Source organism: Methanoregula sp. (assembly GCF_041663825.1).
Taxonomy (GTDB): domain Archaea; phylum Halobacteriota; class Methanomicrobia; order Methanomicrobiales; family Methanospirillaceae; genus Methanoregula.
The window spans coordinates 35,633-58,366 of record NZ_JBAYLY010000013.1 but is presented as its reverse complement, the minus strand read 5'-3'; the positions used below and the strand labels follow the sequence as shown (position 1 = coordinate 58,366).

Genomic DNA, 22,734 nt, shown 5'->3' with positions numbered 1-22,734 from the left:
AAAAATGTTTGAAAAACATGACAATTCACAACAAAATGCAATTGTTTATAAACAATGGTAGGAAAGTTCCTCTAGTTTGAGAAATGTTCTCAAACTATGTCAGGGTCACCATTCCTGCGCCCTCAACGGCGCACGCGATCCACAACGATATCATCCACTCTCAAATGAGGGGTGAGTTCATGAGCAATTTAAGACAACCCAATGCAAATGAAGCAACAGGTACCGTTAACCGGTCGCGGAGTGTCGTTCCGTGTTCCGGTATCTGTACCCGGTGCATGGACGGATGTAAAGGCGCTTGCGAGATCTGGCTCTCGTCATTCAGGGGCCGTGAAGTTCTCTATCCCGGCCCGTTTGGCGGGATCACAGCAGGAGCCGACAAGAACTATCCCATTGACTATTCCCATCTCAACATCCAGGGATATGCCATGGGGGCAAAAGGCTTACCCGAAGGTACCGAAGCCGGTCCGGATACAGCGGTCTTCTCAACCGTGGATACCGAGACCGAATACGGCTGGGATAAGAAGGTCAAGATGCGCCTCCCGATCTTTACCGGGGCGCTCGGCTCTACGGAAATTGCACGGGCCAACTGGGAACACTTCGCGGTCGGCGCTGCCATCTCCGGCATCACGCTTGTCTGCGGTGAGAACGTCTGCGGTATCGACCCGGGCTTAAAGCGGGACAATAAAGGCAAGGTCACCGCATCACCCGAGATGGACAGGCGGATCACAACCTACCAGAAATATAACGAAGGCTACGGGGAAATTCTCGTCCAGATGAATGTTGAAGACACCCGGCTTGGAACCGCGGAGTATGTCGCAAGCAAGCACAACCTGGACACTATCGAGCTCAAGTGGGGCCAGGGTGCAAAATGCATCGGTGGAGAGATCAAGGTCACCTCGCTCGAACGGGCAATCGAGCTCAAGAAGCGGGGCTATATCGTTCTCCCCGACCCGACATTAAAGGAGAACCAGGCCGCATTCAAGGCCGGTGCAATCAAGGAATTCGAGCGCCATTCGCGCCTCGGTTTTGTCACGAAGGAAGGATTTTTGGAAGAGATCGACCGGCTCCGCGACATCGGATTCAAACGCGTCACGTTAAAGACCGGCGCGTACTCCATGGTTGAGCTCGCGATGGCGCTGCGCTACTGCTCCGAAGCAAAGATCGACCTCCTCACGATTGACGGCGCTCCCGGTGGGACCGGCATGAGCCCGTGGCCGATGATGAATGAATGGGGTATCCCGACATTCTACCTCCAGTCGCTCACGTACGAGTTCTGCCAGAAACTGGAGAAGAAAGGCATGAGAGTGCCGGACCTCGCCATGGCCGGCGGGTTCTCGGACGAGCCCGGCGTTTTTAAGGCGCTTGCGATGGGCAGCCCGTATTTCAAGGCAGTCTGCATGGGCAGGGGCCTTATGATCCCCGGCATGGTGGGTAAGAACATCGAGAAATGGCTTGCCGCCGGCGATCTGCCCAAGTCAGTCTCGAAATATGGCAGCACGGTTGATGAGATCTTTGTCTGCTATGAGGAGCTCAAGGAGAAATACGGCTCGAAAGTCAAGACGATCCCGATGGGCGCGGTGGGCATCTACACCTACGCGCAGAAATTCAGGACCGGCCTCCAGCAGATCATGGCAGGCAGCCGCAACTTCCGGCTCTCGACCATGTCGCGCGACGACCTGATGGCACTTACCGAGGACGCATCCGCAGTCTCCGGCATCCCGTACGTCATGGAAGCCAGGTACGACGAGGCCATGGGCGCGCTGCTGGACTAAACCTGCAACAAAAATATATGCGGGGCTAAAAAAGGCAGGGCCGGGGGAAATCCTGGTTGCCTCCCCGGTCGTTTCCTTATTTTTTTACCGGATCAGTTATAGAAAATGTTTTGAGGATCTCTAATGAGATCCTGGTCCCGAGTGTTGGCTGGAGCGATTCTATCCAGAGGAAAAAACCCACCCGTGACGGTGTCGGACGTTCAAACCGGAAATTGCCAGCCTTTGTCTGTACCATCTTGAGGTACTCTGTTTTCTGCCGGGATCTGAGGTAGATTATCAGCTCGTAGCCGGGGAGATCTGTTGCGAGGATCGCTTTTGAAAAATACGTGAAAAATTCATTGTACTCGATACGCTTGCCTTTGACGACGAGGCCGTACTGGTCGCAAACCGCCTTGATCGCATGCGGGTAGAGTGCCCCGTAGAGGATCTTTTTTACGAGCGCCTCGGTATCGGTTGCCGGTGTCACATTCTTCCTGCCCCGGCCGTGCGTGATCTCGGAAAAGATCCGGTTCCTGAACTCATCGTGGTATTCCCGGTAGTCGATCGGGTGTTTGATCGGGATATCGGTGGCGCGGATCAGTTTGGGGTGGTTGGTGGGTTTTGTGTACAGGATCCGGGGCCGGTAGTGTTTCACGAGCCCCTTTATTTCCTCGCAGGAACTGGTGTTGATAATGGCATTGTCCGGATCCTTTGCAAGTCTCTTTACGACAGAGTAGTTGGAGATGTCAAAGGAGGAGATGAGAAGGAATGAAACATGCCCCTGGCCGTACAGGTACCCGAGCAGCCGTTTCTTGAACGCAATCTCGATCTCGAATTCCTTTAAGTCTGCCGGAGACGTCACGACTTCCCCAAAGGCAACATGATCATCTGAATCAACGAGGATCAGGTCAAATTCCGCAAGGTCCTGGCCGTTTCCCCGGAACGTGATGTCTCCGTACTTTGAGTAAAAGATCCCATTTTGTCCCAGGCATGCCGGTGCACCGGCGCGTGGTGCGTCCGCCCCTTTACGGGCGATGTACTTTATGCAGTCGGATTTCAGGGAGATCCCAAGGAACATCTCGTAAATGATTGCTTCGAACCAGCGTCCCTCAGCGGTTCGCATGGGCTCAATATCGGGAGAAAAAAGTTTTTTGCGCTCGACTGTGTTCATGTGCCGCGTGGCGTTGAGCGCTATCGCTGCAGTGGGTTTAAAATTTTTAAAATTCCCATTCAGCCACGTGATCATGATTGATTCTTTAAGTTTTTGCCGGCAGAGTAAATAACAATCTGCATGAAATATACCAGTTGAGTCAGAGACTCTCCAATCAGCCCAAACTGACCGATTACTACTTTTGAGGGCATTATCATCGACATTTGCCGGCGTGACCGGGAAAAGGATAGACAAAAACTGGTGGCAGGAGTCAGATTATCTTTGCACTCTCTAATGGGAGAGACTCTAAAAAAGCGGACTCCTGCCGGGTGCAGGCTTGATAAACCCGGCCTCCCTACCATGAGTACAATAAACAATATCTCCTGCATGACACCGTTTCGTGCAGCATTCCGGTGATCTCATGACCGATTCCGCACCTCCGCTGGATTCTCCCTCGCTCTACATCAACCGTGAACTGAGCTGGATCCGGTTCAACCACCATGTGCTGGAGGAAGCACAGGATGAGAGACACCCGCTCCTTGAACGGGTAAAGTTCCTTTCCATCTTTGCAAACAACCTTGACGAATTTTTCATGATCCGGGTCTCGGGTCTCCAGCGTCAGGCAGCCCAGGGAGTGCTGAAGGCTCCACCAGACGGGATGACCGCGTCCGAGCAGCTCCTTGCGATAGAAAAAGTCCTTCTCCCCGAGCTTGCTCACCAGTACGACTGCTGGACAAAGGAGATCCTCCCCCGGCTTTCCGACGCCGGGATCTTCATCCATCCCTACCATGCGCTCGACGCAGAGCAGAAAAAAGCGCTCCGCACGTTCTTTATCGAGGAAGTATTCCCAGTTCTCACCCCGCTTGCCTTCGATTCCGCCCACCCGTTTCCCTTCATCTCGAACCTCTCCTTAAATCTCGCCATCATCATCCGTGACCCGCAGGGAAAGGAACTCTTCGCACGCATCAAAGTGCCCACCGGTCTCTTTCCCCGGCTTATCCGGGTGCCGGCGACCAGTGCCGGTGGCCATCGCGATGACAAGCAGGTGCACCTGGTGTATCTCGAAGACCTCGTGGCGGCGCACCTCGACCTGCTTTTCCCCGGCCTTGAAGTAGTGGGAGCCTCTCCCTTCCGGATCACCCGGGATGCGGACCTCGATATTGAAGTCGACGAGGCGTCCGATCTCCTGACCACGGTCGAGGAGATCATGGAGCAGCGCGCCCGGGGGACCCCGGTCCGGATCGAGGTCGACTCCTCGATGCATGAGAGCACCTGCCACATGCTTGAAAAGAAACTGGGTGTCGGGTCCCACATGCTGTACCGGATCGGCCACCCGGTGGGCATGGCCGACCTCATGGAACTCCTCTCGCTTGACCGGCCCGATTTAAAGGATCCCCCCTTCCAGCCGTCAATCCCCCCGGAACTTGCCGAGGAAAAAGACATCTTTTCCGCGATAAAGAAAAAAGATATCCTCCTCTTCCACCCGTACGACAGTTTCTCACCGGTTATTAATTTTATCCGGCAGGCGGCACATGACCCGGCCGTCCTTGCGATCAAGATCACCCTGTACCGGGTGGGTTCGAAATCGCCGATTGTCCGGGCACTCATGGAGGCCCGCGAGAACGGGAAGGCGGTGGCGGCGTTGATCGAGCTCAAGGCCCGGTTTGACGAGGAGAACAATATCGGGTGGGCCCGGGCGCTCGAACGGGCCGGCGTTCACGTGGTCTACGGGGTTGTCGGCCTCAAGGTGCACGCGAAGCTCTGCATGGTTGTCCGGCGCGAGAAAGACGGGATCCGGAAATACATGCATCTCGGGACCGGCAACTACAATGCGACGACAAGCCGGGTCTACACGGATTTCGGGATGTTTACCTGCGACCGGGATATCGGGTACGACGTAGCAAACCTCTTTAACTTCCTGACGGGCTACGCCCGCATCGACCAGTACCGGAAGCTTGCCGTGGCGCCGGTCACCCTTCGTTCCACCATTATCTCCCATATCGACCGGGAGATCGCAAACCACCGGGAGCACGGGGGTGGGCGCCTTATCTTCAAGATGAACGCTCTCGTGGATCCGGAATGCATCAACGCCTTGTACCGCGCCTCGCAGGCCGGGGTAAAGGTGGATCTTCAGGTCCGGGGTATCTGCTGCCTGCGGCCCGGCCTTTCCGGCACGAGTGAGAACATCACGGTCAGCGCGATTGTCGGCCGGTTCCTTGAGCATGCACGGATCTATTATTTCAGGAACAATGGCGGGGATGATGTACTCCTCGGGAGCGCCGATCTCATGCCCCGAAACCTCGACCGGAGGGTGGAGGTGCTCTTCCCGGTCACCGATCCCGCGATCAAAAAGGCCCTCCTTACCACTATCCTCGATACTGAGCTGAAGGACAACCAGCAGTTGCGGCTGATGTCCGGCGACGGGACGTACGTACGGAAACATCCGGAACCGGGAGAGGCACCGGTCGATTCGCAGTTATGGTTCCTCGAACACCCCGGGATATGGTACAATGCTGGCCCCTGATCAAAAAGAGGCGGAGCCGGGCCCCTATGTATTCGGTGCAGGCCGGCTTCTGCCCCTCATTGAGGTTATCTCGACCGAGTGCGCCGGCGTACGGGCCAACGACGATATCGAGCATATCCACCGCATGCGGGTCGCCTCCCGCCGGCTCCGTGCGGCGCTCCCGCTCTTTTCTTCCTGTTTTAGTGAGAAAGATTTCCGGCACTGGATACACGAGATAAAAAAGATCACCCGTGCCCTTGGCGAAGCCCGGGATACGGATGTCCAGGTTGCGTTTTTGAAAAAGTACCTGAAGGCCCAGGCAGTTCCGGTGCCGGCACACTCGGATGATCCCATTGCCGCGCTCCTCTCGCAGCTCCAGAAACGACGCGGGATTCTCCAGCAGGAGGTTGTCTCGGTGCTCGATGAGCTGGAGAAAACGCAGGTGCTCTCCGGGATGCGGGCGGCTTGTCCTGCGCCTGCTGCAACGGGGCGGGGAAGGAAACGGGAGCGGCATTTTGGGACACTCCCGGTTGCCGCCGACCGGATCGGCACGCGGCTGGCCGGGCTGGACCGGTTTGAACCCTTCGTGCACAACCCGGACGCGGTGTTCGAGCACCACGCCCTGAGGATTGCGGCAAAGAAACTCCGGTACACGCTGGAGATCTACGCCCCGCTCTACCGTCGCGGGTTTGAGAAGCCGATCGCACGGGTAAAGAGACTCCAGGATCTCCTCGGTGACATCCATGACTGCGACGTCTGGATCGAGCAGATGACCCTTGCGATCATAAAACAGCGTGCCCGCCGGCACCCAAAAGGAGGTGCAGAGGTATCTTCGGTTGCCCCCCTACGGGAACTCCTGATCAACCGGGAACGGCGCCGGGCCCGGCTCTACCGGCAGTTTGTCCGGTACTGGGACACCCTTGTCCGTACCGGGTTCCGTGATGAGCTGCGGTCTGCGGTGCTTGAAGGACAGAAAACAGCATTCTGTCACCGCACGCCCCTCCCGACAAACGGGGAGCGCGAGGCGTTTATTCGGCTTGCCGGTACGGCGCCCGGCCACATTACCCACGAAAGCACGGTCGCGGTGCTCGCACTCCGGCTCTTTGATGAACTTGCCCCCCTTCACGGGCTTCGTCCCCGCGACCGTGCACTTCTCGATTATGCAGCAACCGTCCACGATATCGGCTGGACAGACGGGCAGGCAGGGCACCAGAAAAGAAGCGCGGAACTGATCCTCGCAAGCGGCGGCCTGCCGGTCCCGGTCCGGGAACAGGGTATTATTGCTCTCGTTGCCGGCCTTCACGGCGGGAGCGCCCGCTGCCTGCCGACAGGTTTCTGGCTTCTTCTTTCACCTGCCGATCAGAACCGCGTCCGCAGCCTTGCCGCGCTCCTCCGGGTAGCCGACGGCCTCGATTACCTTCATGCAGGTACCGTGTCCGATCTGCACTGTACGATCCGCGAAACTGAAGTACAGTGCGAGCTCATCTGTACCAGCGATGCAGCGACTGAAAAGGCCCGTGCTTTAAAAAAGAGTGACCTGTTCGCTGATGTATTCCAAAAGACGCTGGTGATACCGTGAGAGCAAAAAAGATCGGGGCTGCCGGGCGTGTGGTGGCATTCATCGATATCGGGACAAACTCCGTGCGGATGCTCGTCGTCCGGTTTAATGCAAACCATTCTTACAGCATCCTGACCCGACAGAAACAGCAGGTGCGTCTCGGGGATGGAGAATTTGACGACGAGGAGATAAAACCGGAGGCGATTGACCGGGCCAGCCTCGTTTGCCGGAAATTCGTCGATCTCGCCCGTACGCATTCTGCCGAGGAATTTGTCGCTGTCGCAACTTCGGCAGCCCGGGAAGCCTCGAACCAGACAGAACTGCTCGACCGGCTGCGGCGCGAGGCGCTGCTCGATGTACGGGTGGTATCGGGCCGCGAGGAGGCTCGGCTGATCTACCTCGGGGTCGCAAGCGGGATGCATCTCGGCGATCGCCAGGCGTTCTTTATCGATATCGGTGGAGGGAGTACCGAGATCTCTCTTGGGGGCCAACAGCAGTTCCAGATGCTGGAGAGTTTCCGGCTCGGTGCAATCAGGCTGACAAACCTGTTTCTCTCCCAGAACCTGGCGGGACCCGTGCGTCCCGACCAGTACAAGGTCGTCCAGCAGTACGTGAAAAACGCGATCATCCACACGGTACAGAAGATAAAAAAACAGAAGATCGATCTCGCGGTGGGGAGCTCCGGCAGCATTATGAACCTTGCCGACATCGCGCAGAAAGCGCTCCAGAAGGATATTCCCTCCCCGCCCGGCATACTCACCTACAGGGATCTCAAAAAAGTAATAGACCTGCTCTGCTCCCTCCCGCTTGAAGAACGCCGGAAAGTTCCCGGGATCAACCCCGAGCGTGCCGATATCATCATCGCAGGGGCCGTGATCCTTGAGACCTTCATGAAGGAACTCTCGTTAGAATCCGTGACCACAACCAGCCGGGGGCTCCAGGACGGTCTTCTCGCGGATTATCTTTCCAAAATGGAGGATTACCCCCTTTTTGGGACGCTTTCTCCCCGGGAGACAAGTGTGCTCCAACTGGGCCGGTCCTGCGTGATCAACGAGGCGCATGCACGGACCGTGACCCGGCTGGTGCTTGAGATCTTCGATTCCGCAAAAGAGATGAAATTGCACGACTACGGCGAATGGGAACGGGAGCTTCTTGAATATGCTGCCTTCCTGCACGACATCGGGTCGTTCATCTCCTTTACCAACCACCATGCCCACACGTATTATATCATAAAAAATTCCGATCTGCTCGGGTTCGACCAGAAAGAGATCGATATCATGGCAAATATCGCCCGGTTCCACCGCAAGAAGAAGCCGAGAAAGAAACACCTTGATATTGTCGAGATCGCCGACCACGAACAGCGGATGGTGCTTGTCCTTGCGATGTTTGTCCGGCTGGGAGAGAGCCTGGACCGGAGCCACGCCGGGCTTGTGGAGCACACGAAGTTTGTCCGGGCAGATAAAAACGAGATTGTTCTTGACATTGTCGCGCAGAACGACTGCCAGCTCGAGGTCTGGGGTGTGGAAGCCGAGCAGAAGGCATTTGAGAAGGTGTTCTCAAAGCGCCTGGTCATTAACGTAATCTCACCCCGTACCGGTGGGGATGCGAATGGGCACCGGGATATTTAAAAGGTCGGGGCCCGTTCTTTACCAACTCTGATTGTCCTGCAATTCCCTTTTTTGTACTTATCATGCCAAAAGAAAATGTAGTATTTGGCTGAGGTGCCAACAGTTGTTGGTAATAACTCAGGTATCCCGCCTGTTTTCACCGGCTCTTTACGGTACCGGCCACGGGTGAGATCCTGACACTCTTGATCATAGCCTGTGCTTCATCGAGATTTGCCGTATATGTCTCATCTGCCGGGGTCAGGTCTTTCGCCTGGTAGGTGAAGATATATGGAGTTCCTTTAACGATGGTGTAGATTTGTAAGCCATAATCTGATTTGGTACTGTCCTCATGGGAAATCCGGTAATCAATCCGATATGCGAAATTATCGGAGACCTTGGCGGCGGCATCGTGTTTGGTCATCTGCCAGTGAGGATAAGATGCCTGGAGGGCGAGGATCGCGGAGTTATAGTATTTTTCCAGATCCGTTGTCGTTGAGGGGTCGATATCGACACTGAATGTCACGTAGGAATCTTTACCGGGACTATAAAAGTTGACGATATTAATGGTCTCTTTTCCATAGTCACGCACAGCAAGATCCCCGGCTTTCTGTGCTTCCCAGTCTTTTGGATACGACAGGGTTATCCCATACTGGGAATTTGTGTATGTTGTGTACTGGACTGCCGTGGTTGTTGCCGCTGCCGGGAGCGTTGTGACCGTTTCCGGGTTTGTCGTGGGTGACTGAGTCGGGGTATTTTGTGCCTGTACGGTTGTCTGTGCGGGAGTTTCTGGAGAAGTCGCAGGAGTAGTCGTGCACCCGGCAGTAAAAATTCCCAGCACGAGGATTACGACAATGCATACGCTGAAGGCTGTTTTAGTTTTGTTCATTTTAATCAGGTTTCTATAATAAAGCAACCTGTTTAAATTTTGTTATATGTTTTTATCGGTAAATTACCTGGGTATAGATATAAACAGGATATATTTTTGATTGCTGCCATTTTTATGGGTAGTCTTTTGGAAAGAAAAACCGGTTCGGGAACGTATCCCGGCTCGGGTTATCTCACCCGATCTTTTTTAAGGCATCCTCAGCAGCCAGAGTGACCCCGGTGTCCGGGTGGTGGAGCAGTTTCATGAGCGGCGTTATCGCCCTCCTGCTCCCGATCTCGCCCAAAGCCCAGATCGCCGCATCGCGGACGACCGGTGCACGGTCGAGCAGGGGGATGAGTGTATCGATGGCATCCGGGGTCCGCAGGGTTCCGAGAACCAGCGCAACCCTCCACGCGATCCCGTCCGGGGTCTCGGTCAGCGCGTCGATAAGGGTGGCGGCCGAGCTCGTTTCAGGATCCGAGAGGGCATCGAACGCGGCACTCCGCACTGCCCAGTCGTCGTTCTCCAGTGCGCTGATGAGAAGCCGGAGGTTCCCGGTATCCGGGGCACCTGTGAGGTTTGCAACGATCCCGAGCCGGACAGATCGCGGGGCATGTACAAGGTCTGCCGCCCACTGCTCGCGGAGTGCCGGGTTCGTGGGCGTCGCAGGGTGGGGGGTTGCCGGCTTTTGTGGCGTGGCTGCGGGCGGGGCAGGATCGGCAAGCCCGAGGGCCTCTGCCCAGCTTATGACCGCCCAGCGTGCCACATCGGTTGAAAATCCGAGTTCGTCCTCCAGCCGTTTTGCGAGGAACCCTTCGGTGAGGGACAAAGGAAGCGTGTGGCGCGGGGCGAGGAGGTCGTCGGTCACGTGCTGGCGTACCGCATGGGTGAGCACAAAGATCTCGCGGCTGCACTCCGGGCAGGTGTCCCGGAGCAGACCCTCGCACCGGTTCGGGTCATGGGCGACCGAGACCCCGTACCGGGCGACGAGGCGTGCGAGCGTGGTGCGGGCAGAATCTTTCATGGTTCCTCCCGTATCGGTGGCATGATGGTACAGGATACGCCGTCAATCGTTATGGAGGTTTTCGGGTTCAAGGGGACGGCCCGGCCTGGGGACACCTCGGTACTCGTCCCGTCCGGGAACACGGCCTGCCAGGTACTTTTGGAGAGATTCCGGATCCCTGCGGCGCCGGGGATAGACGGGTGGGGGACGACACGTCCGATCGCCTGCGAGCCATCGTCCATCCCGGCCCCCGGTGCAATGTGACGCGACTGGAGGGTGGAACCGGGGGAGAGTGCAAGGCAGGAGTTTCCACCCGGGCGGTGAATAAGAAGGAACGGCGGCGGGGAGATCTCCCGGTGACAGTGCCAGCAGGAGATTTTCGGGCATGCCGTGTCCGTAAAATTCTCGGCCCGGCAGTGCGGGCAGGGCACCAGCCGGTCTTTTAAGGATAAAAAGAGGTTCTGCCACTCCCCCTCGGTGACCCGGCGCCCGGGGTTGGTGAGGCCGTCAGTGAACGCCCGGATAAACATCGCCTTGAGTTCGGGCGGGCAGAGTTCCCAGCGCTTCTTCGCGACCGCATAATCCGGGTCTCCGGGCAGTCGGTTGGCCGGGTTGTCGGGGTCGAAGACAAAGACCGGCGCAATCCCGTAGACCTGCTTTTTCGCCGGGATATCCCAGCAGTGGTACTGGTATTCCATCTCGCCGTGGAAGGGATGGTGCCAGACCCAGACATAGAAGAGGAGGACGGCGAGCGCGTGGAGATCGGTCTCGGTCGACGGGTCGCTCTCCCCCCGGATGAGCTCGGGGGCCATGTACTCCATCGTGCCCCAGACCTGGCACCGGGACTGGCGGTTGACGCCCACGTTGTCGTTGTCGCAGATTAAAACGTCGCCGGTTTTCGGGTCGAACATCAGGTTTCCTGCCGAGATGTCCCGGTAGCAGTGGCCCGAGAGGTGGAGCGCCCGGTAACTGTTCGCAAGCTGGTAGGAGATCTCGCAAAGCGCAGCAAGGCCCGGGACCGGTTTTAGGTGCGCCCAGACCTCGCCGAGCTCGGCGAACCGCTGCGTATCGATCCGGCTCATCAGGTACCCGAACTGTTTAATCCCGTCTGCGGTCACGAGGTCGAGTGGCCAGATAAACCGCTGCCCTGCCGCTCCGTAGGGGGGGCCGGACCGGACAAGATAGGAGATCGCCGTCCGCTGGTCAGGGGTTGCCTGCTCGGGCCTGTACCATTTCACGGTCTGGAACCCCTGCGGGCTTTTTACAAGGTAGACCTCGCCCTGCGTGCCTTCCCCGATCTTTTTTATGACGATTAAGGTCGTCCCGAGCTGTTCGGCATGGAGGCTCTGGCCTACTGCAAGCGGCACGGTTACCATCCCTCCCACGCAGACGCCGGCACATCCGGTACCGGTTCGGGCACGTCCGGCCGAATTTCTTCCGGAGTAATACAGGCCCAGACAAGCGTCATATCGTCGCCGCTCGCAACCGATGAATACCGGTCCAGCCAGCCGGCCATCGCAGCGGCCACGGCTTCTGTTCCGTAGGTATGGATCCGGTCGACAAGGCTGTGGACGAAGATCGAGAACTCCTCGCTCTCCGCGCCGTTGAACGAGTCCGAGATCCCGTCGGTTGCCGCGAGAAGGATACCCCCCTTTCCCCGGTCGAGCGTGGCCGTCCTCCAGAGCAGGTGGGCATCGGGAGACGAGAGCGAGTGGGTCTCGTTCCCGGCAGGAACCGGGTCCCGCGGGAGGGGAAACTCGATGCTGCCGTCAGGCCGGACCAGCACGAGGTCGCCGTCCCCTATCTGGCCGAGCAGGATGCTGTCGTTAACCACGAGTGCAGCGATCAGGGTCGTCCCGTACCGGGTAAAGTTCTGGTCCTGCACGTCAGCCTGCGGCACCGGGGCCGGGGGAAGTGTCCGCCGGCCTGCATCCTGCACGACCAGTTCCCTCCATCTCCGGGTGGCCCGGCGGGGAAGGTCCGTCTTGAAACCGGCCCTGAACTGCTGGCGGGGAATGTTCCCGTCCGCGTACGACCGGTGGAACGCGACGAGTTCGGTAATTGCCGCGTCCACGGCAAGGGCTGCCCCGGTTCTGCTCTGGTCGTGACGGGGGTCGCCGTGCCCGTCGGCGACAGCAAACGCGATACAGGGCTGTGCGCCAGAAGAACCGCTCCAGAGCGCATAGGCATCCTCGCAGGGCCGGCCCGCCCGGATATGGCTCGCCCCGGTCCGGCTGCACCCGAATACCCAGCCAAGGCCGGTATCGCAGGTACAGGAGAACTCTTCCGGCGACGGCATGATTGTTCTAGAACAGATCGGTGTTGGACGTGATCATCTGCGGCGGGGATTCGAGCGAGACATTCGAGGTCTCCTCTGCTGCCGTTGTCCCCCGGCTCCGGCCCCGGGACGATGCCACCGATGCGCTGACCGAGGCCCACTTGATGTATGCCACCAGTTCCTCGGGGGAATGCGCCTTGAGGAGGCCGACCGATTCCTGGTTGGTGAACTTGAGCAGTTCGGGCGCGTTATAATCCGATTCGTCGCCGATGGCAATCGCGAGCCTGACCGCCTTGATCCCCCAGGGGATCTTCCCGAGTTCGGCAATGGCATTATTGTACTCCTCGCTCGGGTCGGTGCAGAACCCGTCGGAGATGAGGATGCAGACCGGCGGGAGCCCCCGGCGGGGCATGCGCTCAATGGTGAGTTCGCCGGCAAGGAGCCGGAGCGCTTTTGCCGTCGCGGTAAGACCGCTTGTTTCGAGCTCGGGCCAGACAAACTCGTCAAGGGGAACCGGGTCGGGTCCGACATGCCAAGCGGCATCGTCAGAGAATTTTATTGCCCGCATCCGGATATCGACCTGCGGGTATGCAGCGACAGCCTTCTGGATCTCGGGAAGTGCCTCGCGAATGGCCTGGTTGAGTGTTGCGATCTTCTTTCCCCGCATCGAGTCGGAGCAATCGGCAAGCCAGAAGAAGTGCAGTTGTTTGCGTGCTACCTGACCGTCAGGAATCGGTATGGTATCTTCGATAATAGTTCCCCCTTTATCCGCACTAATTACACATTCTATCCGGTAACAATATAAGGTCACCGGTTGAAAGGACGGCGCGGCAGGAACACCCGGTATCGTTAAGAATAGTTCGTAAAAAAAAAGAAGGAGATTATCCGTTTACTGGGTCGGGGCGGCGCTCTTGATCATTGCCTTGACCGGCTCCGGCAGGTTCATCCCGTCGACAACGGACGGGAGAATGCTCATGATGACCTGCTGGCCCTGTGAGGTCGCGGCAAAATTCTTCAGAAGCGTCATGCCGTCCGGTGTCGCGAGGAAATTTTTTATTGAGGTCTGTCCTTCAGGTGTTGAAATGAAACCGGCAGCCGAGGCGCCGATTCCCCCCAGATTTCCAAAGTCCATAATAGTTCACTCCGTGTAATGTTTTCTATACACTTTGATGATATTGGTTCTTATACCTGTGGGCAGGATTCTCAAATAAAAACGTTAGATGTCATCAGGCAGGAAAATCTTCGGCATTCTCTGATTAGACCATCCGGGGAAATTTATGTGTTTTTTATCACCCTCCGGGACACTCCGATATTTTTAATGCACCTGCGAATCAACCACGATACACGCACCCATGATAAAAGTCGAAGGGATCTCAAAGCAGTTCAAACTTTACCGCTCGCCAGCCGACCGGCTCAAGGAAATTGTCTACCGGAAAAAGTACCACAAAAAATTTGTCGCGCTTGACAATATCTCCTTTGAAGTGCGTAACGGCGAGACGCTCGGGATCATCGGGCAGAACGGCGCGGGCAAGTCAACGCTCCTGAAAATCCTCTCTGGCATCGTGATCCCCGATCGCGGCACCATCCAGGTGGACGGCAAAGTGACGGGGCTCCTCGAACTCGGCACCGGGTTCAATGCGGAGATGACCGGCTTAGAGAATATTTACATGAACGGAACGCTTATCGGGATGACCAAAGACGAGCTCGACCGGAAAAAACAGACGATAATTGACTTTTCCGAACTCGGCGATTTCATCAATGAACCCATCAAGACATATTCATCCGGGATGACAATGCGACTTGCCTTCTCGATTGCGATCCATGCGGATCCGACATGCTTTCTGGTTGACGAGGCGCTGTCTGTGGGGGACGCCTATTTCCAGCAGAAGTGCATGCGAAAGATCCAGGAGTTCCGGGCGGGAGGGGGATCGATCGTGTTTGTGTCGCATGATATGAATGCGGTGAAAACGTTGTGCGATTCGGCGATTATGCTGGATCATGGACGGGAGATCGATTGCGGAGAGCCCAAGGATGTCGTGGATTTTTACCAGAATATGGTTTTAAAGAAAATGCACCAAGGGGATGTACCGGTTCAGGTGCTGGTAAAAAAAGGTGGGAAAGAGTGCACGGAGAATAATTCCGGGATTTCAACCGGAGAGGTTGAACTGGTTTCATTTAAAGTGTGCAATGAGAAGGGCGAAGAAATTTCGTATATCGAAAGTGAAAATGTCATTAAGATTATTTACGAGATCAAATCTCACAAAGATCTGGATGAGCCACATTATGGGCTTATGATTCGTAACAATCTGGGACTCTCGATTTTTGAGACGAATACGTATTGTATGAAGATGAAAACACAAAAATTATCTGAGGGTCAAACAGTAAAAATTGAATGGACTATGGATTTTCCTTTATCACCCGGAACGTATTCGTTTTCCGTTGGAGTCGCCAATAAAGGATTTGATATAGGATCTTTTGAAGAATATATTCAATTAATTCAGGATATTGAGATTATTAAGGTTTTAGTGAATACTCAATCAATAATGTACTCCGGAATTTTCAATCTAAATCCAAAAATATCTTTGGATACCCATGCTCCAAAAAATGTATTTGCAAAATAGTTAAAATTTAAAATTCAGGGGGTTAAGAAATGATTGATAAAATAAAAAAAATATATTGTGAAACTGATTTTGATTTTCGCCAGTTTACAAATCCCTCTGATGAACTTTCATATCTGTTTGAAGAATGGGTTCCCTACTACCGCATGAAATATGCTGTTTGTAAAGCAATAGCGGCAGAGTCAATTCTGGAAGTCGGTGTTCGCTATGGGTATAGTGCCATCACTTTTTTAGAGGCTTCTCCCCATGCAAAATATGTCGGAATTGATAATGATTCTTCCACATTTGGCGGTAAATATGGTGCGATCAACTGGGCAAAACAAATTACAAGCAAATTTAATGCAGATTTTTTACTGAAAAACAGTCAAATGTTATCGGAATTTCCCGGGGACTATTACGATTTAATACATATCGATGGGCAGCAGGATGGAGATGGAACCATACATGACCTTGAACTGGCCCTCCCAAAAGCAAAATTTATTCTTCTTGATGGCTATTTCTGGTCAAAAGAAAATATGTTGAGTGCCACGTATTTCCTTGAAAAATACAAACAGTTTATCGAATATTCACTTATTATTCCTTCATATGCGGGTGAGTTGTTAATAAAAACAAACGATTCTGCTAAAGATATCCGAATTCGCGAGAAAAATTATACTGATCAAACAATACGTGAAAAGTACGATCATACCTATTTTTTGCAGGATTGCGGCGGGTACGATTCGTATAAAAAATATCAGGGTAAGCAATTAACCGATGAAAGACTTCTTGCCGCGATGTATCTTGCGGCTCCGACACATGGGATCTCAATTCTAGACATCGGTTGTGGGAGGGGAGAACTCTGTTATGCTCTAGCTCAAGCCGGGGCAAGCGTCACTGGCATTGATTATTCCCCTTCGGCGGTAGCAATAGCAGAAAATACATTCCACGACTCAATCAATAAAGACAAACTGGAATTTATTTGCGAAGATTTCCTTAATCACCAGTTCGATCAGAAATATGACCGTATTATTGCCACAGACTTTGTTGAGCATATCGAGAAAAACAGATATGATCTGGTTTTGCAAACCGTTGCCGGTCTCCTCAAATCCGGAGGACTATTTATAGTTCATACTTCCCCCAACGCGTTGAATTATGATGTTCCCTATGAAGAAAAAAGGGCCCAGGCTCGTTCGGTTGGAAGTTATCTACCCAAGAATCCTCGGACACACTATGAAGATGTGATGCATATCAATGAGCAGACGCCGGATTTGCTCAAGAGAAGCCTGAACGAACATTTTCCCTATTCGATCGTATGGGTTGCTACCACTCCGGATATTGCAGGATCGCTTGGAAGAGAATTTTCATTGAATGAGACGGAAAATGCCCGAAGCATTTTTGCGGTCGCATCTCATTTCCCACTTGATCCTGCATATATTCTTCATCAACTGATCCAAAATCCACTGGATACCAATGAGATCCATGCAAAAATTTCTGTTCTTGCATATCCGGAGACTGTTGCACCAGATGAACATTTTTCTATCGATCTCACTTTGGATAACTTAAGTAAAGAGAGTTGGGTATCCCTCCCGCCAAATCCAGTACATCTCGCATATCACTGGCTCGATAAAGATGGAAAGTATACGATATTTGATGGAATCAGAACAGTTATACGATATCCTCTTTTACCCGGAGAGAGCCGCAATTTTTCCATCGAAGTAGTATCTCCAAAAACATCTGGCGATTATGTTCTTCAGGTAACATTGGTCCAGGAAACCTGTTTCTGGTTTGAGAACGTCGTACAGGATCTCCCGATATCTCTGATGATCAAGACTAAAACAAATGAGTAGTACATTATTTTAGAGATTTGTGAAAAATTCCCTCTGTCAATTGTATAAATCAAGATTCCACTATTGGTGACATCATGGACGATAATACCATAGAAATCCACGATGATGAGATTAATGTCGAAGAGATCATGGCAAAAATCCGCGAGAATATCCGGAGGCGGCAGGCAGCAGGAGAACTGCCCCTGGATCCGGATTCGGTAATAGAATCTCCTTCAAAAAATTGTCCTGCGGGAGAATCGGACGAAGCAATTGGACGTGATCTCTCCAACATTAATGCCAACTGGGATATCCACAATAACAGTTACTTCATCAGCTCTCATCATCCCTGCATCGGAACGGTGCTCGTGAAAGGGCGTCAGCTTGTGCATGGAGAAGTCCGTCGCTATGTTGACCCGATGATCTTCCGCCAGACCAGGTTCAATTCAAGTGTAGTCCGGCTTCTCAACCATACTTCACAGAACTGCGCGGAACTGGAACATAACATTTCACATCAAAATGAGGAATTAACCCAGAAGATCTCACAACAGGATGAAGTGTTAACCCAGAAAATATCACAACAGGATGAAGTGTTAACCCAGAAGATCTCACAACAGGATGAAGTGTTAACCCAGAAGATCTCACAACAGGATGAAGTGTTAACCCAGAAGATCTCACAACAGGATGAAGTGTTAACCCAGAAGATCTCACAATGGGAAGACGTGTTAACCCAGAAGATCTCACATCAAAATGAGAACCTGAACACCAATATTCAAAATTGTGTTGATTCAAATTTCCGTGAAGTTTTTTCACATCTCGACAAGGACATCCGGTTACAAATGGGGTTGACCCAACTCCTTGAAGAGCGGATGCAGAAAGGGCTTGCACAAAGGAGCACTCCTTCGGAATCGACCGCCACCCCAAACGATACGAATTATTTCCTTTTCGAAGAGCGATTCCGGGGTTCACGCGAAGATATCAAACAACGGCAGCTGGCATTCCTTCCGTACTTCGAAAAATGTTCCCGCGTACTTGATATCGGCTCTGGAAGGGGTGAATTCCTTGAAATTCTCAAGGACCATGGTATTGGTGGTATCGGTGTAGACATTGATCCCGATATGGTGACGTACTGCCGTTCCCGTCATTTAGAGGTAGAACATTCAGATGCACTGACCTATCTTGAAACGCTTGAAGACAAAAGCCTTGATGGGATCTTTATCGATCAGGTCGTGGAGCACCTTGAGCCAGACTATCTTATCCGATTGATTGCACTCTGTCACCAGAAGATGAAATTTGGATATCATATTGTCATTGAAACGGTGAACCCCTTGTCTTTTGTATCGTTTGCCAACTTCTACATCGATTTGACCCATAAGAGACCCATACATCCGGAGACGTTGCAGTATCTTATCAGTGCAGTTGGATTCCGTGAATGCGAGAAGAAATTCTTCTCACCGGTTTCTGATGCGGGCAGACTGAAAAAGATAGAGATGACTGTGGATATGCATGAAACGGAAAGGAAGAACGTGGACGTGTATAACCATAATATTGAGATGCTGAATTCAATATTGTTCGGCGCTCAGGATTATGCGGTTGTTGGGAAAAAGTGAAATCCGATGTATTACTCATATTTTAATAGCAGAAGCATTTTATTTTTTTGAGGGTTGTTATTTTCTATTTCTTAACAAAAAACTTCCTCCATATGTTGAAAAATCCAGATAGGGGTAATATAATTTGCGTAATTTGTCAAGTACGTCTTGAGGAATACTCATGTACATTGTCTCAATTGCAATAACATAAAAATAGTAATTGAAGAGCAGTAAATATTCATCAAAAAAATTTCTGTTAATTATAGATGTTTTGTAAAACCAGTGAAGCACTTCATCACATTGAGCATCAGAATACCCATTTTGTTTGTAAAATTCTACAATTTCTGGTTCACTGCTCAACAAATGAATATGACCGGGCATTTTCCACTGATTAAAATCAAGGAGAGGATCCCCGGGTTTTGCATATATATGATGGCCGACACAAGACGACCATGCGGGCCCAAAAAATGAATAAAAAAAACCATCTGGCTTTAATATTCTTTTAATTTCTGAAAAAGCCTTATTTAATGAGGCTACATGTTCAAGTAGCGATAGTGTAATAATTGCATCAAATTCATTATCATCAAATGGAGTTCTTTTCGTAATATCACCGATAATTAATTTGAAATTATCGATATTTGCATCCTTATGATCAGTCCACAAAGTCAAACAAACAATTTCTTTTGGTTTATATTTTTCAATATATTCTTTTATTTCTCCAGCGGAATATCCAATACATAGACATTTTTTCCCTTTAATTGAATTGAGATGCTGGAATCTCAATACGACATCTTTGTCGGTATTAGTAGGAACTTGAATTACAGGCAACAAGTCCGGCTTCATGTATTCCTCAATTAACAGGTTTGATTTATGAGATTATAATTGATATGTCGATTCTGAAACACAACCATTTGAACTCAACGGAGAGATACTCTGCAAAATCCCCTGTATGCATACGGATAACAGGATCGCAAGTTAGGTCCACAATTCATTTTTTCAGATGAACATTGATTGTTTAAGGTCGGTTCAATTCCAGTTATTCGGGTTCTTAAAGGTACAATGAGTGTCGCACTCCTTTACCAAAAAATGGCTCTGTTGAAACCAATCCCAAAAGACGATTTTGTGACCATTTTTGATGAGGGGATAGGTTAGACATTTTACACGTAATTTGAGAATTTCAATAAATCTTAAAAAATTATTTTTTTTCCCCGGTTCTCTTTTCAATTTCCTCTATCATCGAATTAGCAATGTTTTTCCAGCAATAGTGATCTTTAACCAATTGTCGCCCATTCCTCGACAACACTGCTAATACATCCTTTTTATTAATTAAATGAGAAATCTCTTCGGGAAATGTCTCAACATCGCAGATAACGGCGTGAACTCGATTTTGGATGGAAATTCCCCGTGCACCAATACCTGTTGAAACAACAGGAAGTCCCGCCGCCATATAATCAAGCATCTTCAGGTTTGTACCCGAACCACTCATCATGGGATTAATGGCAATATCTGCAAGACGGAATAATTCTCCTTTTTCTTCATCGGTAATAAAATATGCAAGACCTACATTTTTACCCAATGTGCCATTATGAATCATCCAACAGACACTTCCGGCAATGAGAAAATATGCGTTCGGCAGTTTGGGTGCAATATTTTTAATAATCTGTTGTGCTGCTTCAACATTCGGGGGATGCCCACTAGCCAGAAAAATGATGAGTGGAACGGGAATAATCCTTTCTTTTTTGAACGTTCGTTCTGCATAAACATTTGCATAAAAATCTTCATCCACACCATTCGGAGCAATGCTGATTTTTGATGATTCCACCCCATAAATTTGTGTAAATTTCTGTTTATCTTCATCACACATTGAAAAACAAAGATCACACCGCTGTAAAAGATCCTGTTCAGTCTGTTTTAATCGATCCAGCACAATTTTTTTTAATAACGTATCAGGAAGAATAGAATCTTTTAATCCAAATTCAACATTAAGTGCTTCATAAATAACAATTTGTTTTTGAAGGTATGGTTTTACTGAAGGGTACATATAAGGATGGCATAAAATTACAACATCACATTCCTGGATTTGAGGTTTAATTATTTTTTTTAGTTGAGCGTTATATGATGCGAAAAAAAGCGCAACAAAATCATCAACAGAACCACCCATCAATTTCTTTGCAATCAGGATAATTTTTTTATAAAAAAACGTTTTCGGGACAGAAATTTCCCTAAAATTTTCCGATATTTGTTTTTCCTCAATTATTTGAGAATTCCCTAAACAAACATACGTTATTTGAAATTTGGATGAAATGTTTTTATAAATATTGAATATCCTTACTTTCCCTCCATGAACAATCGGGAAAATTGGAAAATCATTCACAACAAGAATTTTTTTCATTCTAGATTCTCGCAATTTTTTCTGACATATCGTTCACAATAGTGTTCCAATCAAATTTTTCTTCAACAAGTTTGCGCCCATTCTGTTTTAATGACTCTGCAAGATAATTATCCGCGAGCAGTTCATTAATTTTTTTGGGAAACTCCACAAGATCGCAGATTAATACATGCTCACGATCAATTAAATTTAATCCTCTGGCACCCGTAGGTGTTGTAATGGTGGGAATTCCTGCCGAAAGGTACCCTAGGACTTTGATATTTGTTCCGGAACCGCTTATCATTGGATTCAAAGCAATATCAGCAATTTTAAAAATCTCCGTCTTTTCTTTATCACTTATCTGACCGAGTATATACACATTTTTTGAGTTGATAAACGTAGAGATTTGATTCCGTGAATCATTAAAATCAAGATTAAATTTGAGTCCAGATTTAGTATATCCAATTGATTGGATCGCAACCCCTAATATCCTATTTGGATCCGTAAGTTCCTTTTCACAGGTAAGCGATACCAGAGTCTCCTGCTGTGCGGAGAGCAGAATGTCAAGAGTGTTCCATCCATACCCAAGAGAAAAAATCGTTTGAACTGAATCTCCGGATACACGGATTGTCTGACAGTGGGGTGAAAATAATTTTATTGAGAGAGATTCAATGTTTTGCGATACTGTTATTTTTGATTCGGGTTTTGTCCAGACAATCGGTGTGGTATCCCAACATTCAAGGGAGTAAAAACCATCAATAAGACGGATATCCTGAAAATCTCCGAAAAGGGGAATCTCTTTAGGTACACACCGTTCTGTTAATCCCTCTTGATTTGTAAAAAATTGTGAAACATTTCCTGCGATTAAAAATACCACATCTGGCAATAGCGCAGACATTTTGACAATCTGATTTACGGCTTCAATGTTTGGGGGGTGATAACTCCCGATAAATAGACAAATCGGGGGAGTTTTACATCCGGATCTCTGGTAAAAAATTGGATTATATTCCGCAACAGGAATACCATTGGGGACAAGGGAAAATTTTTCCGGATTCGCGTTATAGGTTTGAATCAAACTGTTCTGATCATCGTCAGATACAACAAATATCAAATCGCAGTTTTTCACAAGTTTTTTTTCTATGTTAAAGACATATTTTAATAAAAAAACACCTAAAATAGAATTTGAAAAACCTGGTTTCATCAACTCATATTCGTTATTATACGCATTATACACAATTTTTTTCCCGGTAAAAATACGGGCAGGGGTTGTAAAAAGAAAGGGTGATTCATACATCAGAATATCAAAATTTTTCAATTCATCTTTAAGGATTTTTTTAAAATTTTTGTTAAATCTGCTTTCGATAGAGGTAATAACTGCAGAGCATTCTTTTATCGGGGAACATTTATTCACGATATAATGAAGAAATAGAGAAATATTCGTTTTCGGAATTCGAATTTCTTTGAAACGGGGAGAATGATTTACCGTTTCGACAGTATTTTCCTTATTTGGATACGTAAAACTTACAAGAGTTACATCATAATATTCTGAAAGCCCGTTTAATAGATAAAAAAGTCGTTCCTCACCCCCACTTTTTGGGGGTGTAAATGCAGGATGGAAACTTAAAGCAAGTATAGCATGCAT

17 protein-coding genes are annotated in these 22,734 nt (G+C 50.4%); 7 read left to right on the top strand and 10 right to left on the bottom strand.

The genetic code is table 11. The features are described 5' to 3' along the window. Nucleotides 1-179: 179 nt before the first annotated feature. Complete coding sequence (locus WCX19_RS07775) at nucleotides 180-1,772, top strand: FMN-binding glutamate synthase family protein (RefSeq protein WP_373006868.1); 1,593 nt, start codon at nucleotides 180-182, stop codon at nucleotides 1,770-1,772. A 76-nt stretch (nucleotides 1,773-1,848) separates the two neighbouring features. Here the strand turns inward: WCX19_RS07775 and WCX19_RS07770 are convergent, their stop codons facing one another. Then, nucleotides 1,849-2,997, bottom strand: a complete 1,149-nt coding sequence (locus WCX19_RS07770) for a hypothetical protein (RefSeq protein WP_373006828.1) — start codon at nucleotides 2,995-2,997, stop codon at nucleotides 1,849-1,851. Between the two features lie 325 nt (nucleotides 2,998-3,322). On the opposite strand from WCX19_RS07770, the gene ppk1 reads away from it, so the two are divergent. The 3 genes from ppk1 to WCX19_RS07755 are packed head-to-tail and all read left to right on the top strand — an operon-like array spanning nucleotide 3,323 to nucleotide 8,590. Continuing rightward, the gene (gene ppk1 / locus WCX19_RS07765; RefSeq protein WP_373006826.1) at nucleotides 3,323-5,425 is read left to right on the top strand and encodes a polyphosphate kinase 1; all 2,103 of its coding nucleotides are present in this window, start codon (nucleotides 3,323-3,325) and stop codon (nucleotides 5,423-5,425) included. Then, complete coding sequence (locus WCX19_RS07760) at nucleotides 5,412-6,983, top strand: CHAD domain-containing protein (protein ID WP_373006824.1); 1,572 nt, start codon at nucleotides 5,412-5,414, stop codon at nucleotides 6,981-6,983. The genes ppk1 and WCX19_RS07760 overlap by 14 nt, the downstream gene beginning before the upstream one ends. Further along, nucleotides 6,980-8,590: an HD domain-containing protein gene (locus WCX19_RS07755; RefSeq protein WP_373006822.1), complete on the top strand. Its 1,611-nt coding sequence runs from the start codon at nucleotides 6,980-6,982 to the stop codon at nucleotides 8,588-8,590. Before WCX19_RS07760 ends, WCX19_RS07755 begins: the two co-directional genes overlap by 4 nt. Before the next feature lie 136 nt (nucleotides 8,591-8,726). Here the strand turns inward: WCX19_RS07755 and WCX19_RS07750 are convergent, their stop codons facing one another. The 6 genes from WCX19_RS07750 to WCX19_RS07725 all read right to left on the bottom strand — a co-directional run bounded on the left by WCX19_RS07750 (nucleotide 8,727) and on the right by WCX19_RS07725 (nucleotide 13,847). Beyond that, nucleotides 8,727-9,455 (bottom strand): hypothetical protein, encoded by a 729-nt coding sequence (locus tag WCX19_RS07750; protein WP_373006820.1) that lies wholly within the window; start codon nucleotides 9,453-9,455, stop codon nucleotides 8,727-8,729. A gap of 172 nt (nucleotides 9,456-9,627) precedes the next feature. Next, the gene (locus tag WCX19_RS07745) at nucleotides 9,628-10,458 is read right to left on the bottom strand and encodes a HEAT repeat domain-containing protein (RefSeq protein WP_373006818.1); all 831 of its coding nucleotides are present in this window, start codon (nucleotides 10,456-10,458) and stop codon (nucleotides 9,628-9,630) included. After that, nucleotides 10,455-11,813: a protein kinase gene (locus WCX19_RS07740; RefSeq protein ID WP_373006866.1), complete on the bottom strand. Its 1,359-nt coding sequence runs from the start codon at nucleotides 11,811-11,813 to the stop codon at nucleotides 10,455-10,457. The genes WCX19_RS07745 and WCX19_RS07740 overlap by 4 nt, the downstream gene beginning before the upstream one ends. Next, nucleotides 11,807-12,736, bottom strand: coding sequence for a PP2C family serine/threonine-protein phosphatase (locus WCX19_RS07735; protein ID WP_373006816.1), 930 nt, complete (start codon nucleotides 12,734-12,736; stop codon nucleotides 11,807-11,809). Before WCX19_RS07735 ends, WCX19_RS07740 begins: the two co-directional genes overlap by 7 nt. 7 nt (nucleotides 12,737-12,743) lie before the next feature. Further along, entirely contained in the window at nucleotides 12,744-13,526 is a 783-nt protein-coding gene (locus tag WCX19_RS07730; RefSeq protein ID WP_373006814.1) for a tellurium resistance protein, read from the bottom strand. A 78-nt stretch (nucleotides 13,527-13,604) separates the two neighbouring features. Beyond that, complete coding sequence (locus WCX19_RS07725) at nucleotides 13,605-13,847, bottom strand: hypothetical protein (protein WP_373006812.1); 243 nt, start codon at nucleotides 13,845-13,847, stop codon at nucleotides 13,605-13,607. Between the two features lie 220 nt (nucleotides 13,848-14,067). Between WCX19_RS07725 and WCX19_RS07720 the strand changes: the two genes are divergently transcribed. From WCX19_RS07720 to WCX19_RS07710, 3 genes are all read left to right on the top strand, one after another. Further along, complete coding sequence (locus tag WCX19_RS07720) at nucleotides 14,068-15,336, top strand: ABC transporter ATP-binding protein (protein WP_373006810.1); 1,269 nt, start codon at nucleotides 14,068-14,070, stop codon at nucleotides 15,334-15,336. Nucleotides 15,337-15,365: 29 nt separating this feature from the next. Next, on the top strand, nucleotides 15,366-17,159 hold the full coding sequence (locus WCX19_RS07715; protein WP_373006808.1) for a methyltransferase domain-containing protein: 1,794 nt from the start codon (nucleotides 15,366-15,368) through the stop codon (nucleotides 17,157-17,159). Between the two features lie 74 nt (nucleotides 17,160-17,233). Next, on the top strand, nucleotides 17,234-18,745 hold the full coding sequence (locus tag WCX19_RS07710; protein ID WP_373006806.1) for a class I SAM-dependent methyltransferase: 1,512 nt from the start codon (nucleotides 17,234-17,236) through the stop codon (nucleotides 18,743-18,745). Nucleotides 18,746-18,802: 57 nt separating this feature from the next. On the opposite strand, the gene WCX19_RS07705 is transcribed toward WCX19_RS07710, so the two are convergent. From WCX19_RS07705 to WCX19_RS07695, 3 genes are all read right to left on the bottom strand, one after another. Next, a complete protein-coding gene (locus tag WCX19_RS07705; protein ID WP_373006804.1) occupies nucleotides 18,803-19,567 on the bottom strand; it encodes a class I SAM-dependent methyltransferase in 765 nt (254 codons plus the stop codon). A 352-nt stretch (nucleotides 19,568-19,919) separates the two neighbouring features. Further along, nucleotides 19,920-21,116, bottom strand: a complete 1,197-nt coding sequence (locus tag WCX19_RS07700; protein ID WP_373006802.1) for a glycosyltransferase family 4 protein — start codon at nucleotides 21,114-21,116, stop codon at nucleotides 19,920-19,922. A 1-nt stretch (nucleotide 21,117) separates the two neighbouring features. Further along, on the bottom strand, nucleotides 21,118-22,734 hold the full coding sequence (locus WCX19_RS07695) for a glycosyltransferase (protein WP_373006800.1): 1,617 nt from the start codon (nucleotides 22,732-22,734) through the stop codon (nucleotides 21,118-21,120).